This window comes from Hydrogenophaga sp. FG152, from assembly GCF_057809615.1.
In genome coordinates this window covers 13073-29276 of the sequence record NZ_JBMDKH010000026.1, presented here as the reverse complement: position 1 = coordinate 29276, position 16204 = coordinate 13073, and the positions used below count along the sequence as shown (strand labels likewise).

Genomic DNA, 16204 nt, shown 5'->3' with positions numbered 1-16204 from the left:
CCGCGCTCAAAGCACCTGACAAGCCTGCTCGAAACTCAAGCGCGCATTGCGGTCGAACACCTTCCCATCCCCATACCCGAGGTTGATCAGGAAGTTCGCGCGCCAGCGCCCGTCGGGGAAGAACTCGGCGTTCACCTTGGCCAGGTCCACGCCGCTCATGGGCCCGCAGTCCAGGCCCAGCGCGCGCGCCGCGATGATGAAGTACGCGCCACCCAGCGTGCTGTTGCGGGTGGCCGTGGCTTCGCTCAGCGCGGGGTTGCTCTCGAAGTTTTCCTTCGCGCCTTCACGGTGCCACACCTGGGGCATGAACTCGTGGAAGCGGTTGTCGGCACACACGATGACCGTGACCGGCGCCACGCGCGTCTTGTCCAGGTTGCCCGGCGAGAGCGCGGGCAGCAGGCGCGCGCGCGCCTCGGGCGTCTTGAGGAACACGTAGCGCGCGGGCTGCGTGTTCATCGAGGTGGGCCCCATGCGGGCGATGTCGTACACCTGCCTGAGCAGCTCGTCGGGCACGGGCTTGTCGAGGAAGGTGTTGGCGGTGCGCGCCTTGAGGAAGATCTGATCGAGGGCTTGCGCGTCGAGGGTCATGGCAAATTGAAAGTTAAAGAAAAGAAAGCATTGCAGAAACGAAATGACCCCGCCCAGAAACACCGCGGAACCGGCTTTGCCGGGCCGCAGGTGTTGCCCCCCTTGGGGGGTCGCGCGAAGCGCGGCGGGGGGTCAGTCCAAGCTGATGTTGGCGGCTCTGATGAGACCGGTCCAGCGTTGCACGTCCCGTGCCAGCATGGTCTTGGTGTCGGCCACGCTGATTTTCATGGGCGAACCGCCCGCCTTGCGGAAGGTTTCCTGAAGCTCGGGCGTGGCGATGATTTTCGCCAGTTCGCCGCGCAGCCGCGCCAGCACCTCGGGCGGGGTTTTGCTGGGCGCGAAGTAGCCGAACCACGATTCCAGTTCGAGCTTCACGGTGCCGGACTCGTTGATGGTCTGCACCGTGGGCTGCATGGGGTTGCGCTCGGCGCTGGAGACCGCGATGGCCTTGAGCTTGCCGGTGTCCACGTGCGCGCGGGTGGTGGGCGTGAGGTCGAAGAACAGGTCCACGCGGTCGCCTAGCAGGTCGGCGTACGCCGGCTGCGCGCCCCGGTAGGGCACGTGCACGATGTCCACGCCCGCCAGGCTCCACAGCGCGGCGGCAATCACGTGCTGGCCCGAGCCGTTGCCGGCCGAGGCGTAGGTGAGCTTGCCGGGGTTGGCCTTGGCGTAGGCCACCAGGCCGGCCAGGTTGTTGAACGGCAGGCTGTTGCGGCCGAGCAGCGTGTAGCTGTAGCTCACGGCCAGCCCCACGGGTTCGAAGTCCTTGAGGCTGTCGTACGAGAGGTTCTTGTACAGGCCCATGTTCAGGACCATGTTCGACACCGAGCCGGTGAGCAGCGTGTAGCCGTCGGGCGCGGCCTTGGCGGCGGCGTCGGTGCCCACCACGGTGCCCGAGCCGGTGCGGTTCTCCACCACCACGGGCTGGCCCAGCGGCTGGGCCAGGCGGTCGGCGAGCGCGCGGCCCACGAAGTCGAAGCCACCACCGGGCGGTTGCGGCACGATCACGCGCAGGGGCCGGTTGGGGTAGTCGGCCTGCGCCCAGGCGGCGGCCGGGGCCAGGGAAGCGAGGGCGGCGGCCGGCACGGCGGCGAGCAGTTGGCGGCGAAGCGGCGAAGCCGGTCCCCCGCACGTCGGATCGAGTGCGTTCATGTCTTGTCTCCTTGTTGTGGTGTCTGGCGCGGTTGGACGGCGGCCCGCGCCCGCCGCATGAAACTCAGCCCGGGTTCACTTCGCGCTCCAGCTCGCCGCCGGCCAGCCAGCGCGCGCCACGGCGGTAGAGCTCGTCCACCTCAGGGCCCTTGAGCATGGGCATGTCCATCTTCACCGTGTAGCCGATGCGGGTCTGGATGTAGGCCAGGTGGCGGTAGCCCTCGGGCATTCTGGCCAGGGCTTGCTGGTCGAGCGCGAGCACGGCGGTGGAGTCGATCGGGTCGATGCGGTCTTTTTCGTAGATGGGCTGGCGGTGCAGCAGCTTCCACTCGCCTTTTTCGCGCACCACGAAGTCGTAGAAGCGGCCGGTGCAGACCACGTCGCACATCACGGGGCCGTTGGCGCCGTCGACCATGCCGCGCTGCGAGATGGTCATCTTGGTCTGCGCGATGGCGCGGTCGCCCGCCACCTCGATCGCCGAGCCGCCCAGGAAATGCAGGATGCTCACGCCCTTGGCCCAGCCTTCCTGCGTGACGCGGATGAAGTCGGCGAACGGGCCCTGGAACCAGGTGGCCATCATCACGCCCCGGGGGTGCCACACGGTGGCGAAGCGGTCCCAGTCGCCGGCATCGCGCCACACGGCCCAGCGCTCCACCATCTGGCGGATCAGCAGTTCGTCTTTGAGTTGTTGTTCGATCATGGTTTGTCTCCTCGGGGGGTTGCGGTGATTCAAAGGGTTTCGAAGTCGACCTGGTGGCGCGCGGTGCGCACGCCTTCCAGCTCGTGGCGCACGCGGGTGTGCGCAGGGTGGCGGGCGTAGTCGTCGAGGGCCTGGCGCGACTCGAATTCGGCGTAGAGCACAGCGTCGCAGGCGTAGTCCACGCCGCTTTCGTCCAGGCCGATCTCCAGCCGCAGCAGGCCGGGGATCTGCTCGCGCAGGCCTTCGAAGGCGCGCTTGAGCCGCTGGGCGTTGTGCGCCTTGGCCACGGCGGTCTCGCCGCTCACGTTCCACATGACGATGTGTTTGATCATGTGGCGCGGGTGGCGGTGGCGGTGGCGGTGGCGGGTTTGGCGCGGTTGAGCACGAAGTCGAAGTCCAGCGTGTGGGTGCCATCGGGCTGCTGAACCCAGTCGGCCACCAGCGACTGGCGCACGCCGAAGACCACATCCGAGTCGAGGTACTCGCCACCGTCGCGGAACACGTGCGTCACCAGGGTTTCGTAGCCGGGCGCCTGGATCATGAAATGCAGGTGCGCCGGGCGCCAGGGGTGGCGGCCGGTGGCGCGCAGCATGTCGCCCACGGGTCCGTCGTCGGGAATCGGGTACGGCTCGGCCACCACGCTCTGGAAGTGAAAGCGGCCGTCGGGGCCACTGCGCAGCACGCCCCGGCCCTGGGCCTCGGGCAGGTCGGTGCGCTGCACGTCGTACATGCCCTCGGCATCGGCCTGCCACACGTCGATCACGGCATCGGCCACCGGTGTGCCATCGAGCGCGCGCACGCTGCCGCGCACCAGGCAAGGCGTGCCGGCCGCGCCGTTGGCCACGTCGGCGCCATGCTCGTAGTGCGGCGCGCCTTCCACGTGGAAGGGCCCGAACACCGTGGCCTCGGTGCAGCCGGCGGGCTTGTCGTTGTTCTGCGCCACCGTGAGCATGGACAGCCCCAGCACGTCCGAGAGCAGGATGAATTCCTGCCGCTGGTGGGTGCATTGGTGGCCGGTGGCGGTGAGGAAGTCGATGCCGGCCTTCCACTCGGCCTCGGTCAGCTTCACTTCGCGCGCGAAGGCGTGCAGGTGCTGCACCAGGCTGGTCATGATCTGTTTCAGGCGCGGGTCCGGCGTGTTCGCCATGCGCGCGAGCACCGCCTGGGTGATGTTGTACTGGTCGAGGTTTCTCAAGCGTGGTCTCCGGGAGTGCCGGCACAATGTACGGCCTTGGGAGACCCCGAAAAAGACCTGCGGCAAAAATGACTTTTCCGTCAGGCGCAACAAAGAGGAGACCATGGACCGCTGGACCGAGATCGAACTGTTCGTGCAGGTGGCCGAGACCGGCAGCCTGAGCCGCGCGGCCGAGCTGCTCAATTTGTCCAACGCCAGCGCGAGCCGCCACCTGGCCGCGCTGGAGACACGCCTGGGCGTGCGCCTGGTGGAGCGCAACACGCGCCGCCTCTACCTCACCGACACGGGGCAGGAGTTCTTCCAGCGCTCGCGCGCCATCCTGGCCGACCTGCGCGACGCCGAGTCCACCGTGAACGCGGCCGCGCTCAACCCCACCGGCGTGCTGCGCGTCACCGCCTCGCTCTCGTTCTCCATGCACCACATCGCACCGCTGCTGCGCGAGTACACCGAGCGCTACCCCAACGTGTCGGTCCACGTGGAATCGGCCAACCGCTACCTGGACATCATCGACAACAACATCGACGTGGCGATCCGCAACCGCGAATACGAGCCCGACTCCAACATCACCATCCGCCGGCTCGCGGGCACGCGGCGCATCCTCACGGCGTCGCCGGCCTACCTGTCGCGCCACGGCGTGCCGCGCACGATCGACGAGCTGCACCGGCACAAGCTGCTGATCTACACGCACGCCAACAACCCCAATGAACTGCGCTTCACACGCGGCGACGAGCAGCAGACCATCAACGTGAAGGGCCTGCTGGAGAGCAACGACGGCCAGATCCTGCGCGCCGCCGCGCTCGACGGCATGGGGATCCTGGTCCAGCCCAGCTACATCGTCTACGACGACATCGTCGCCGGCCGCCTGGTGCCCATGCTCGACGACTGGGACCTGCCTCGCCTCACCGTCAACCTGGCCTACCCCAGCCGCAAGCACCTCAGCGCCAAGGTGCGCACCTTCATCGACTTCATGGCCGCGCACTTCGAGAAGATGGACTACGAGCGCAAGTGGACCGGCCGCTTCTCCGTCTACTGACCGTCTCGCAGAGCGCCATCGCACGATGAACATCCGCCCTTTCCAGCCCGGCGACGAAGCGGCCCTCTACCGCGTGCACCGCGAGGCCATCCACCGCGTGGCGTCGCGCGACTACACGCCCGGGCAGGTCCAGGCCTGGGCGCCGGACCGGCAGGACCCGGGGCCGTGGGCCATCAAGATGCGCCACCTTCGGCCTTTCGTGGCCGAGGTCGACGGCGTGATCGCCGGCTATGCCGACCTGCAACCCAGCGGCTACATCGATCACTTCTTCGTGTCCGCCGACTTTCCTCGCCAGGGTGTGGGGCGCTGTCTCATGCGGCGGATACACGAAGAGGCGGCCCGCCAGGGCATCGCCGAACTCACGGCGGACGTCAGCCGAACCGCGCAGCCCTTCTTCGCCCGCTTCGGGTTCGAGGTCGTGGAGCAGCGCTTTCCCGTGCGCGCGGGTGTCATCATCCCGAACGCGTTGATGCGAAAACGCCTTGCACCACCCCAGGCTGCGGCCTGACCCACACGCCATCGCCCCACCATGCCGAGAAACGTCGAGATCAAAGCCCGCCTGGACAACTTCAGCGCCGTCGCCGCCAAGGCAGCCGCCCTGGCCGACCACGGCCCCATCGCCATCGCGCAGGACGACACCTTCTTCCGCTGCGACAACGGCCGCCTCAAGCTGCGCGTGTTTTCAGAAACGCAAGGCGAGCTGATCTTCTACCGCCGCACCGACCGGCAAGGCCCCAAGGAATCGTTCTACATGCACTCGCCCACCGCCAGCCCGGCCAGCCTGCGCGAAGCCCTCACGCTGGCGCACGGCGAGATCGGCCGCGTCGTCAAGGACCGCACGCTGTACCTGCTGGGGCGCACCCGCATCCACCTCGACAAGGTGCAGGGCCTGGGCGAGTTCCTGGAACTGGAGGTGGTGCTGGAAGACGGCGAGCCGCTGGAAGCCGGCGTGCGCGAAGCGCACCGGCTGATGGCCGACCTCGGCATCGCGCCCTCGCAGCTGGTGGGAGGGGCGTATGTGGATCTGCTGACCAAGGCCCTGCGCTAACCCATCACCCGGGCCGAACGCCCTCGAACGCGTCCTGCAGCAGCAGCCGGATCGCGCCCCGCTCCAGCGGCCTGGGGTTGGGGTACTGGTTGCTCATCGCGATCTCGCAGGCCTTGTCGAGGTCGTCGGCCTTCATGCCGATGTCTTTCAGCGCCACGGGCGCGCCGTTGATCTTGGCGAGGTCGTACACCGCCTGCGCCGCGCTCGCCCCGCCCAGGGCGCGGCGGATGCGCTCCATGGCTTGCGGGGCCGCCGCCGCGTTGTAGGCCAGGGCATGCGGCAGCACGATGGTGTGGGTCTCGGCGTGCGGCAGGTTGAAGCTGCCGCCCAGGGTATGGCAGAGCTTGTGGTGCAGGGCCATGCCCACCGTGCCGAGCACGGTGCCGCAGAGCCAGGCGCCGTACAGCGCGTCCGAGCGCGCCTGGGCGTCCGTCGGCTGCGCGTGGATGCGCGGCAGCGCGCGGCCCAGCGCGGCGATGCCCTCTTCGGCCATGAGGTCGATGATGGGGTTGGCGTCGGTCGCGTACAGGCCTTCGGCCGCGTGCGCGATGGCGTTGATGCCACTGGTCACGCTCATCGCCACGGGCAGGCCCAGGGACAGCTCGGGGTCGTAGATCACCGTGCGCGGCAGCACGCGCGGGTCCTTGCCGGTTTTCTTCAGGCCGGCTTCGGTGATGCCGTAGATGGGCGTCATCTCCGAGCCCGCGTAGGTGGTGGGGATGGCGACGATGGGCAGGCCCGAGTCGAGCGCGATGGCCTTGCCCAGGCCGGTGGTGGAGCCGCCGCCGATGGCCACGGCGCAGTCCGCGCCCAGCTGGCGCGCCACCTCGCGGGCTTCGCGCGCGGTCTCGATCGGCACGTGCATCACCGCGCGGTCGAAGATGCCGGTGGCCCGCGCGCCAAGCAGCGCCGCCACGTGCTCGGCCGAGGCGCGCTGCTCGGGGGTGCTGAGCACCAGCGCGCGCGCCGCGCCCAGGGCATCCATCTCGCGCGGCAGCTGGGCCAGCGAGCCGGCGCCGAAGACCACGCGCGCCGGCAGGTTCTGGTAGATGAAGGATTTCATGGTGCGAATGATGGCAGCGTCTGCCGGCCCCGGCGCGTGGCGGGGCACCTGAAAATCAGTTTTCCGCAGAGGGAAATGTGGGCGCGAAATGGCGGTCCTTTCGCTGACACAATGCGCGGGCACCCCCTGAAGGAGAACTTCCGTGATCAACAAGATCGCCGCCTCGGTCGCCGAGGCGCTCACCGGCATCGAAGACGGCGCCACCGTGCTCATCGGCGGTTTCGGCACCGCCGGCATTCCGGGTGAACTCATCGACGGCCTGATCGACCAGGGCGCGCGCGAGCTCACCGTGGTCAACAACAACGCCGGCAACGGCGACACCGGCCTGGCCGCGCTGCTCAAGGCCGGGCGCGTGCGCAAGGTGATCTGCAGCTTCCCGCGCCAGGCCGACAGCCATGTGTTCGACGCGCTCTACCGCAGCGGAAAACTCGAACTCGAGCTGGTGCCGCAAGGCAACCTGGCCGAGCGCCTGCGCGCCGCTGGGGCCGGCATCGGCGCCTTCTTCACGCCCACCGGCTTCGGCACCGAGCTCGCGAAGAACGCAGACGGTTCGCCCAAGGAAACGCGCGTGATCAATGGCAAGGCCTATGTGCTGGAGTACCCGATCTTCGGCGACGTGGCGCTCATCAAGGCCGAGCGCGGCGACCGCTGGGGCAACCTCACCTACCGCAAGGCCGCGCGCAATTTCGGCCCGGTGATGGCCACCGCCGCGAAGCGCACCATCGCCAGCGTGTATGAGTTCGCCGAACTCGGCAGCTTCGACCCCGAGGCGGTGGTGACGCCCGGCATTCACGTGAGCGCCGTGGTGCGCATTCCCCGCGTGGCCACGCAGGCCGGCGGCTTCAAGACCGCCGCCTGAGGAAGACCCCATGAGCTACACCCGGAGAACCAAGGACGAACTCGCGCACCGCGTGGCGCAGGACATCCACGACGGCGCCTACGTGAACCTCGGCATCGGCCAGCCCACGCTGGTGGCCAACCACCTGCCCCCGGGCATCGAGGTGGTGCTGCACAGCGAGAACGGCATCCTGGGCATGGGCCCGGCACCGGCCGCGGGCGAGGAAGACTACGACCTCATCAACGCCGGCAAGCAGCCGGTGACGCTGCTGCCCGGCGGCGTGTTCTTCCACCACGCCGACAGCTTCGCCATGATGCGCGGCGGCCACCTGGACATCTGCGTGCTCGGCGCCTTCCAGGTCTCGGCCACCGGCGACCTGGCCAACTGGAGCACCGGCGAAGCGGGCTCCATCCCGGCGGTGGGCGGCGCGATGGACCTGGCCATCGGCGCCAAGCAGACCTGGGTGATGATGGACCTGCTCACCAAGCAGGGCGCGAGCAAGGTGGTGGCGCAATGCAGCTACCCGCTCACCGGCATCGGCTGCGTCAAGCGCATCTACAGCGACCTCGCCACCCTGGCCTGCACGCCCGAAGGCCTCAAGCTGATCGACAAGGTCGAGGGCCTGGAACACGCCGAACTCGAAAGGCTCGTGGGCCTGCCGATCGCGGCGGCCTGAGCGTCCTCAGCGCAGCGCGGCCTTGTGCAGCGGCAGCGGCGCCGCACGCAGGGCCTCCAGCTGCTCGCGCGCGATCTGCAGGAAAGCGGTGCCCAGCCGCGAGAGCGGGCGGTGCCGGTTGCGCACCGCGAAGATGGGAAAGGTGGGTGAACCCGGCAAGGCGGTGAACACCAGGCCTTCGGGCCGGTGGGCGCGGGCCGAGAGGTCGTCCACGAAGGCCACGGCCGCGCCGGTGGCCGCCACCGAACACGCGGCCAGGCCCGAGCGCACCTCGGCCGCCACGTTGCGCGCCACGCCGTGCGATTCGATCCAGTGGTCGATCACCGCGCTTTGCGGCGCCTCCGGGCTGTAGACCACGAGGCGGCCGGCCAGCACCTCGGCCAACGACGGCCTGGCCTTCTTCAGCAGCGCGTGCCCGGCGGGCAAGGCGCAGAGCAGCTCCCAGCGGCCGATCTCCTCGATGTCGAGCGCAGGGTGGTCCAGCGGCGCGCTGGAGATCGCCACGTCGGCCTCTTCCGTCACCAGCAGCTTGACGATCTCGCGCGTGGGCAGCGACTCGAACAGCACGCGCGCGGTCGTGGCCTGGCCCACCAGCGCGGCGATGCAGCGCGGCACCAGCTGCAACGCGGTGTTGGCGCTGGAGAGCACGCGCAGCGTGGTGCGCGTGCCGAAGCGCAGGTGGGCCGCCACGTCGCGCACGTGCTGCACGCCCCGGTAGACCTTCTCGATTTCCTCCTGCAGTTCGCGCGCCTCGGCGGTGGGCACCAGCCGGCCGCTGCGGCGCTCGAACAGGGCCACGCCCAGCTGCAGCTCCAGGTGGCGCACCAGGCGGCTGATGCCCGGCTGCGAGACGTGCAGCAGCCGCGCGGCCTCGGTGGTGGAGCCGGTGGTCATGACGGCGCGGAACACCTCGATCTGACGCAGGTTCATGGGCCGCATTGTCGCCCACGCATAACCCCGTGTTATTCAGAACTGGCAGAAAAGTATTGGATCGTATGGAGCACCCCTCCTAGCATCTCCCCACTCGGCCCGAACACCGGGATTCATTCAGGAGACAAGACATGTTCAAGCTTCACCGGCGCGCCCTGGCGCGCACCGCCCTCGCCGCCGCCCTGTGCTCGACCGCCCTGCTGGCCCAGGCCCAGGCCTGGCCCGCCAAGCCCGTCACCCTCACCGTGGGTTTTGCCGCCGGCGGCTCGGCCGACATCCTGGCGCGCGCCATCTCGCAGAAACTCACCGGCGTGCTCGGGCAGCCCGTGGTGGTGGACAACAAGCCCGGCGCGGGCGGCACCATCGCCGCCGCCGCCGTGGCCTCGGCCGCGCCCGACGGCCACACCCTGCTGCTGGTGACCAGCGGCCACGCCGGCAGCGGCGCGCTCTACCCCACGCTGCGCTACGACCCGATCAAGGCCTTCACCCCGGTGATCAAGCTCGCGGCCACGCCGGTGGTGGTGGTGGCCCCCGCCGCCCAGCCCTGGAAATCGCTCGGCGAACTGCTCGACGCCGCGCGCAAGGCGCCCGGCACGCTGAACTACGCGGCCGGCGGCGGTGGCGCGACCACCACCGCGCTGGCGGCCGAGTTCCTGAAGAAGGACACCGGCACCGACATGGTCCAGGTGCCCTACCGAGGCTCGGGCCCGGCGCTCACCGCGCTGCTGTCGGGCGAGGTGCAGGTCGGCTTCGAGATTCCCTCCAGCGCCCTGCCCCACATCCAGTCGGGCAAGCTGCGCGCGCTGGCCGTGACCACCCGCACCCGCAGCAGCGCACTGCCCGACGTGCCCACGGTGATCGAACAAGGCATCCGCGACTTCGAAGTGATCGGCTGGTTCGGCGTGCTCGCGCCGGCAGGCACCCCCGCCGCCGTGGTCGAGCGCCTCAACCGCGAGCTCAACGCCGCGCTGCAACAGCCCGAACTGCGCGAGCGCCTGAGCGGCCTCGGCCTGGAGTCCGGCGGCGGCACGCCGGCCGAGTTCCAGAAACTGATCGCCTCGGACACGCAGCGCTACGGCGAAGCGATCCGACGCATGGGCATCAAGGTGGAGTGAGCATGGCGGTGACGGCAAGCGGTTGGAGCACGGAGGTCGCCATCGTCGGTGGCGGCCTGGGCGGGGTGTCGGCGGCGCTGGCCGCGCTGAGGCTGGGCCGGCGCGTGGTGCTGGTGGAGGCGCTGCAGTGGCTCGGCGGGCAGCTCACGGCCCAGGCCGTGCCGCCCGACGAGTACCCGTGGATCGAATCGCTGCACGCCTCGCAAAGCTACTCGCAGCTGCGCCGCGCCATTCGCGAGCACTACCGCCTGCACCTGCCGCTGACGCCCGAGGCGCGGCGCACGCTTTGCCTGAACCCGGGCCAGGGCAACGTGAGCACCCTGTGCCACGAGCCCTGGGTGGCCGCCAAGGTGATCGACGAACTGCTCGCGCCCTGGGAACACGACGGCCGGTTGCGCGTGCTGCGCCAGCACCGCGTGCAACGCGCGCACAGCGAAGGCGACCGGCTCAGGGCGCTGGAACTGCGCGACCTGCGAACGGGCCGCGAGGGCGTGTTGCAGGCGCAACTCTTCATCGACGCCACCGAAACCGGCGAACTGCTGGAACAGGCCGGCGCGGAGCACGTGCTGGGCGCCGAGGCGCAGTCGGTCACGCAGGAGCCGCATGCCCTGCCCGAGGCCGACCCGATGGACCAGCAGGCCGTGACCTGGTGCTTCGCCATGGAGCACCGCCCCGGCGAGCACCACGTGATCGACAAGCCCGAGGGCTACGAGCGCTTTCGCACCCTGCAGCTGGACTGCTGGCCCAACGCCCAGTACAGCTGGACGCTGTCGGACTTCGTCACCCACCAGCCGCGCACCCGCGCGCTGTTCGCGGGCGACACCGATGCGCCCGGCGTGTACGACCTCTGGCACGCGCGCCGCATCGCCTGGCGTGGCCACTTCCAGCCCGGCACCTACGAGAGCGACATCACGCTGGCCAACTGGCCGCAGATGGACTATTGGGAACAGCCGCTGATCGGCGTGTCCGAGGCCGAGGAGCAGCACGCGCTGCGGCAAGCCAAGCAGTTCAGCCTGGGCTTCTTCTACTGGATGCAGACCGAGGCCCCGCGCCACGACGGCGGTGTGGGCTACCCGGGCCTGCGCCTGCGAGGCGACGTGCTGGGCACCGAAGACGGCATGGCCCAGCAGGTCTACTGGCGCGAAGGCCGGCGCATCCAGGCCGAGTTCACGGTGCTCGAACAGCACATCGGCGTGGCCGCGCGGCCGGGGCAGGACGGCGCGGAGCGCTTCTTCGACAGCGTGGGTATCGGCGCCTACCGCATCGACCTGCACCCCAGCACGCGCGGGCGCAACACGGTGGACATCGACGCGTACCCGTTCCAGATTCCGCTGGGCGCCCTGCTGCCGCAGCGGGTGGAGAACCTGTTGCCGGCCTGCAAGAACCTCGGCACCACGCGCGTGACCAACGGCGCCTACCGCGAACACGCCACCGAATGGAGCATCGGCGAAGCCGCAGGCTCGCTCGCCGCCTTCGCCTTGCAACAGGCCGAACCGCCACGCGCGGTGCGCGCCCAACCCGAGCTGCTGCAGGACTTCCAGCGGCTGCTGCAAGCGCAAGGTGTGCTGCTGGAGTGGCCGCGCTTCGGTGCCCTCACCCCGCTGCTGCGCACCGGCTACCAGCACGCCGCCGCCCGCGCGTGAGCGGCGGCCCTCAGTAGGCCAGCCGCGCGGTCGCGCGCAGCTGGTCCGCCGTCGCCGTGGGCAGGCCGAAGAACTCCAGGTAGGCCGGGATCTGCTCGAACAGCATGTCGGTGCCGATCTGGACCGCGCAGCCCCGGGCCCGCGCGGCCTGCAGCAGCGGCGTCATCTCGGCCTTCATCACCACCTCGCCCACCAGCGTGTGGGGCGAGAGGCGATCCACGTCCAGTGGCAAGGGGTCGCCCGCGTTCATGCCCAGCGGCGTGGCGTTGACCACGAGGTCGACGCCTTGGGGGTCCTTGTTGCCCACCTGCACCTGCAATGCAGGGTGGTGCCGGCGCAGGCGCTCGGCCAGCCCCTGGGCCGAGGCTTCGTTCGCGTCGAACAGTGCCAGCGTGCCCACGCCCGCCCCGGCCAGCGAGGCCGCGATGGCACAACCCACACCACCGCTGCCCACCACCAGCGCGCTCGCACCCGCCAGCGCCAGGCCCTTGCGGCGCACGCCGCGCACGAAGCCTTCGCCGTCGAACAGGTCGCCCACCAGGCGGCCGTCCCCGGTGCGTTTGACTGCGTTGCAGGAGCCCGCCACCTTCACGGCCACGCTGGCCTCGTCCAGCAGCGACAGGGTGGCGACCTTGTGCGGCATGGTGATCAGCGCGCCGCGCGTGTTCTCCAGCGCGAACAGGCTGCGCATCAGCGCGGCGAAGTGCCCGGGCCGGCAGCCCATGGGCATCACCAGGGCGTTGATGCCGGCTGCTTCGAAAAACGGGTTGTAGATCATCGGCGACTTGACCGTGTGGGTCGGGTGGCCGATGAGGGCGATCAGCTCGGTGCGGCCATCGATGCGCACGCTCAACCGCCCACCAGCGAACCTTGCGCGACCAGGCTGGCGCGCAGCGCCGCCGCGTCCACGGCGCGCACATCCGGCGCCCCCTCGGCCCGGCAGGCCATGGCGGCGGCGGTGCCGGCGGCCTGGCCGACCGCCATCGAGATCGTCATGACGCGGATCGCGGCCAGCGCGGCGTGCGTGGCCGAGATGCCCCGTCCGGCCACCAGCGCGTTCGACAGGCCCGACGGGATCAGGCTGCGGTAGGGAATCTGGTAGGCGTGGTCCGCGCCCAGGCCCGAGTAGATCAGCTCACCGCCGGCGGCGGGGTGGATGTCGATCGGGTAGGCGCCACAGGCGATGCCGTCGGCGAAGCTCGCGGGCTGCAGCAGTTCCTCGGCCGTGAGCACGTGGTCGCCCTGCACGCGCCGCGTCTCGCGGATGCCGACCTGGGTGGCAAAGGCCTGCAGGCGGCCGCCCTCGCAGCCGGGCACGGCGCGCCGCAGGTAGGCCGCGGCTTTCCAGGCCTGGCGGCGGCCGTCGATCTCGGCGCGGCTGAGTGCCCCGGCGTCGGTGGCATCGATACCCAGGCGGCTGATGTTGAACCAGCCGTCGTGGGAATACGGGTCGCGCGACGAGTGCAGCGCGGCCCGCGCCAGCTCGCCGCTGTCGTAACCCTGGCGCGCCAGGGCCTGCACCTCGGCCGGCGCCAGCGCGTCGAAGCGCGCGAAGTCGATCGGGCCGAAGCGGAACATCATGGTGGCCGGCTGCAGGGCATCGCCCGCGTCCAGTTCCAGGAAGTCCGCGCCCGCGCGGTGCAGCACGTCGATGTCGCCCGAGGTGTCGATCACCACGCGCGGGTTCACCTCGATCACGCCGCTCTTGGTGAGCAGGCGCACGGCGCGAATGCGATCGCCCTCGCGCACCACGTCGCACACGTTGGCGTGCAGCATGGGCTGCACGCCGGCTTCGGTCACGAGGTCGTCGAGCACCAGCTTGAGCACCTCGGGCGCGTACGCCACGCGGTCCATGCGGTGGCCGGTGGACATCACGAAGACCTCGTGCTCGCCGGCCGCCTGGTAGGCGCGCAGCCGCTCCACCACCTCGCTGGCCAGCCCGGCGATCACGCGGCGGCCGTTCTCGGTCTGCCAGCTGTTGAACTGGGCCACGGCCCCGCCCGTGGCGTTGCCGCCCAGGAAGCCGTAGCGCTCCACCAGCAGCACCGAAGCGCCCTGGCGCGCCGCGGCCACGGCCGCCATGGTGCCGGCGACACCGCCGCCGCACACCAGCACATCCACCGTCATCGGTGCCCGTCCGTTGGCAGGGCTCACGTTCACTCCGCCTTGATGCCGCGCGCCTTGATCACGGCGGCGTAGCGCTCGGTCTCGGCCTTCATGAACTTCACGGTCTCCGCGCGGCTCTGGCTCACCGGCGACACGGCCAGCGTGGCGAAGCGGCTCTTCACCGCGTCCGAGGCCAGTGCCTGGGCCAGCAGCTTCTCCAGCCTGGCCAGGCCCTCGGCGGGAATCGAATCCTTGGGCGCGAACAGCGCGGCCCAGCCCTGCACTTCCAGGCTGGGCTGGTTGAGCGAGCGGAAGGTGGGCACACCCGGCAGCTCCGGCACTTCCTTCGGCGAGGACACGGCCAGCGCGCGCAGCCGGCCCGAGCGGATGTTCGCGATCACGCTGGGCAGGTTCAGGAAACCCAGCGAGACCAGGCCGCCCATCAGGTCGGGCATGAGCGCGCTCTCGCCCTTGTAAGGCACCGGGGTGATCGTCGTACCGGTCTGGCTGGCGAAGATTTCAGACGCGAGGTGCGCCAGCGTGCCGTTGCCGCTGTTGCCCGCCATGAGCTGACCGGGCTTGGCCTTGGCTTCGGCGACCACCTCGGCAAAGCTCTTGAGCGGCGAGTTGGCCGGCACCACCAGCACCAGCGGCTGGGCCGAGACCATGCCCACGGCATCGAAGTCGCGCGCCACGTCGTAGCCGATGTTGGGGATCAGCGAGGGATTGATCACCATGCTGTTGCTGCCCATCAGCAGGGTGTGGCCGTCCTTGCTCTGCGCGGCGGCGTTCACGCCCACGGCGCTGCCCGCGCCGGGCTTGTTCTCCACGATCACGCCCTGGCCCAGCTGGGCCGCGAACAGCTCGGCCAGCACGCGCGCCGAGCTGTCGGCGCCGCCACCGGGGGCGAAGGGCACGATGATGCGCACCGGGCGCGAAGGCCAGGCCGACTGCGCGAGCACACCCTGGGGCCAGACGGCAGCGGCGCAGCCCAATGCGGCAGCGCCCGAGAGCAGCGCGCGGCGGCGCACGAGGGACGAGGAAGAAGCGGAAGGCGAGGTCATGTGTTGTCTCCAGGATCGGTGTCGGAAGCCGGCATCGTAGAAACCGCACCCCTAACAGGCAAATACCAATTCGATGGCATGCAATAACATGCTGTTATCGCTTGAAAGGACGGCCATGAACCTGCGGCAGATCGAGGTGTTCCGCGCCACCATGTTGACCGGATCGACCGCCGACGCGGCCCGGCTGCTGCACGTCTCGCAGCCCGGCATCAGCCGCATGATCGGCCACGTCGAGCTGCAGCTCGGCGTGAACCTGTTCGAGCGCGGCAAGGGCCGGCTCAAGCCCACGCCCGAGGCGCACGCGCTGTACGCCGAGGTCGAGCAGGTCTACCGCGGCGTGCAGCGCATCGACGCGCGGGCCCAGGCCCTGAAGTCCGGCGGCGGGCTGGCCGTGCGCGTGCTGGCCACGCCCAGCCTGCTGCTGGAAATCGTTCCCGAGGCGGTGGCCTCGCTCTCGGCCCGCTACCCGGACTCGCGCTTCTATGTGGAATCGCAGCTGGTGCGCGAGATGGTGCGCCTGCTCTCCATCGGCGAGGCCGACGTGGGCTTCAGCAGCCTGCCCATCGACCACCCGCCCCTGGTCACCGAAGCCATCGGCTCGTGGTCGCTGAGTTGCGTGTTCCAGAAAGGCCACCGCTTCGAGCAGGAAAGCGCGGTCTCGCTGCGCGAGATCGTGAAGGAGCCGCTGATCGCCTTCAGCCCCGACACGCCGCAGGGCCGCATGGTGGCCCAGGCCTACCCGCGCGCCATCGACCCGGGCCGCCAGCGCATCGAAGTGCGCTCCGGCCAGGTCGCCTGCGCGCTGGCGGCGGCCGGCGCCGGCGTGGCGGTGGTCGACAGCCTGACCGCGCGCGCCTGGCCGCACGACCGGCTGGCGTTCCGCCCGGTCAGGAAAGCGCCTTCGAGCAAGGTGTACATGGTGCGCAACCCGAACTTCCCCAGCTCGGCGCTGGAACAGGCGCTGGTCGAGCGCATCCGCCAGGGCTTTCGCTCGATCCGGCGTGGATCGGCCGAGGACAACGTCAGCTCAGATGTTTAAGTAATAAACAACCA

Annotated in this window: 18 protein-coding genes; 8 read left to right on the top strand and 10 right to left on the bottom strand. The window is 69.9% G+C overall.

Annotated elements, in window-relative coordinates:
* Window positions 1-6: 6 nt before the first annotated feature.
* From ACODTB_RS23935 to ACODTB_RS23915, 5 genes are all read right to left on the bottom strand, one after another.
* Window positions 7-588 (bottom strand): malonic semialdehyde reductase, encoded by a 582-nt coding sequence (locus ACODTB_RS23935; RefSeq protein ID WP_291118599.1) that lies wholly within the window; start codon window positions 586-588, stop codon window positions 7-9.
* A 132-nt stretch (window positions 589-720) separates the two neighbouring features.
* Window positions 721-1740 carry a Bug family tripartite tricarboxylate transporter substrate binding protein gene (locus tag ACODTB_RS23930; RefSeq protein WP_291115393.1) on the bottom strand — a complete coding sequence of 340 codons (1020 nt, stop codon included), beginning with the start codon at window positions 1738-1740 and terminating at the stop codon, window positions 721-723.
* 64 nt (window positions 1741-1804) lie between these two features.
* Window positions 1805-2440: a nuclear transport factor 2 family protein gene (locus ACODTB_RS23925; RefSeq protein ID WP_291115391.1), complete on the bottom strand. Its 636-nt coding sequence runs from the start codon at window positions 2438-2440 to the stop codon at window positions 1805-1807.
* Between the two features lie 29 nt (window positions 2441-2469).
* Window positions 2470-2772, bottom strand: a complete 303-nt coding sequence (locus tag ACODTB_RS23920) for a Dabb family protein (protein ID WP_291115389.1) — start codon at window positions 2770-2772, stop codon at window positions 2470-2472.
* Complete coding sequence (locus ACODTB_RS23915) at window positions 2769-3635, bottom strand: intradiol ring-cleavage dioxygenase (protein ID WP_291115387.1); 867 nt, start codon at window positions 3633-3635, stop codon at window positions 2769-2771. The genes ACODTB_RS23920 and ACODTB_RS23915 overlap by 4 nt, the downstream gene beginning before the upstream one ends.
* Window positions 3636-3738: 103 nt before the next feature.
* Here ACODTB_RS23915 and ACODTB_RS23910 point away from each other — a divergent pair, with 103 nt between their 5' ends.
* The 3 genes from ACODTB_RS23910 to ACODTB_RS23900 are packed head-to-tail and all read left to right on the top strand — an operon-like array spanning window position 3739 to window position 5716.
* A complete protein-coding gene (locus ACODTB_RS23910; protein ID WP_291115385.1) occupies window positions 3739-4668 on the top strand; it encodes a LysR family transcriptional regulator in 930 nt (309 codons plus the stop codon).
* Between the two features lie 25 nt (window positions 4669-4693).
* Window positions 4694-5176 (top strand): GNAT family N-acetyltransferase, encoded by a 483-nt coding sequence (locus ACODTB_RS23905; RefSeq protein ID WP_291115383.1) that lies wholly within the window; start codon window positions 4694-4696, stop codon window positions 5174-5176.
* Window positions 5177-5197: 21 nt separating this feature from the next.
* Complete coding sequence (locus ACODTB_RS23900; protein ID WP_291115381.1) at window positions 5198-5716, top strand: class IV adenylate cyclase; 519 nt, start codon at window positions 5198-5200, stop codon at window positions 5714-5716.
* 4 nt (window positions 5717-5720) lie between these two features.
* On the opposite strand, the gene ACODTB_RS23895 is transcribed toward ACODTB_RS23900, so the two are convergent.
* Entirely contained in the window at window positions 5721-6779 is a 1059-nt protein-coding gene (locus ACODTB_RS23895; protein ID WP_291115379.1) for a maleylacetate reductase, read from the bottom strand.
* Between the two features lie 142 nt (window positions 6780-6921).
* On the opposite strand from ACODTB_RS23895, the gene ACODTB_RS23890 reads away from it, so the two are divergent.
* Both ACODTB_RS23890 and ACODTB_RS23885 read left to right on the top strand, forming a co-directional pair.
* Window positions 6922-7638, top strand: a complete 717-nt coding sequence (locus ACODTB_RS23890) for a 3-oxoacid CoA-transferase subunit A (protein ID WP_291115377.1) — start codon at window positions 6922-6924, stop codon at window positions 7636-7638.
* Between the two features lie 10 nt (window positions 7639-7648).
* Window positions 7649-8293 carry a 3-oxoacid CoA-transferase subunit B gene (locus ACODTB_RS23885; protein WP_291115375.1) on the top strand — a complete coding sequence of 215 codons (645 nt, stop codon included), beginning with the start codon at window positions 7649-7651 and terminating at the stop codon, window positions 8291-8293.
* Between the two features lie 6 nt (window positions 8294-8299).
* Here the strand turns inward: ACODTB_RS23885 and ACODTB_RS23880 are convergent, their stop codons facing one another.
* A complete protein-coding gene (locus ACODTB_RS23880; protein ID WP_291115373.1) occupies window positions 8300-9223 on the bottom strand; it encodes a LysR family transcriptional regulator in 924 nt (307 codons plus the stop codon).
* A gap of 131 nt (window positions 9224-9354) precedes the next feature.
* Between ACODTB_RS23880 and ACODTB_RS23875 the strand changes: the two genes are divergently transcribed.
* On the top strand, window positions 9355-10338 hold the full coding sequence (locus tag ACODTB_RS23875; protein ID WP_488929817.1) for a Bug family tripartite tricarboxylate transporter substrate binding protein: 984 nt from the start codon (window positions 9355-9357) through the stop codon (window positions 10336-10338).
* A 2-nt stretch (window positions 10339-10340) separates the two neighbouring features.
* The gene (locus ACODTB_RS23870) at window positions 10341-11981 is read left to right on the top strand and encodes an FAD-dependent oxidoreductase (protein WP_291115369.1); all 1641 of its coding nucleotides are present in this window, start codon (window positions 10341-10343) and stop codon (window positions 11979-11981) included.
* Window positions 11982-11991: 10 nt separating this feature from the next.
* Here the strand turns inward: ACODTB_RS23870 and ACODTB_RS23865 are convergent, their stop codons facing one another.
* The 3 genes from ACODTB_RS23865 to ACODTB_RS23855 are packed head-to-tail and all read right to left on the bottom strand — an operon-like array spanning window position 11992 to window position 15151.
* Window positions 11992-12828: a shikimate dehydrogenase family protein gene (locus ACODTB_RS23865; protein WP_291115402.1), complete on the bottom strand. Its 837-nt coding sequence runs from the start codon at window positions 12826-12828 to the stop codon at window positions 11992-11994.
* Window positions 12829-12830: 2 nt separating this feature from the next.
* Window positions 12831-14135, bottom strand: a complete 1305-nt coding sequence (locus tag ACODTB_RS23860; protein ID WP_291115367.1) for an FAD-dependent oxidoreductase — start codon at window positions 14133-14135, stop codon at window positions 12831-12833.
* Between the two features lie 2 nt (window positions 14136-14137).
* Window positions 14138-15151, bottom strand: a complete 1014-nt coding sequence (locus tag ACODTB_RS23855) for a Bug family tripartite tricarboxylate transporter substrate binding protein (RefSeq protein WP_291115365.1) — start codon at window positions 15149-15151, stop codon at window positions 14138-14140.
* A gap of 115 nt (window positions 15152-15266) precedes the next feature.
* Between ACODTB_RS23855 and ACODTB_RS23850 the strand changes: the two genes are divergently transcribed.
* The gene (locus ACODTB_RS23850; protein ID WP_291115363.1) at window positions 15267-16190 is read left to right on the top strand and encodes a LysR family transcriptional regulator; all 924 of its coding nucleotides are present in this window, start codon (window positions 15267-15269) and stop codon (window positions 16188-16190) included.
* Window positions 16191-16204: the final 14 nt, after the last annotated feature.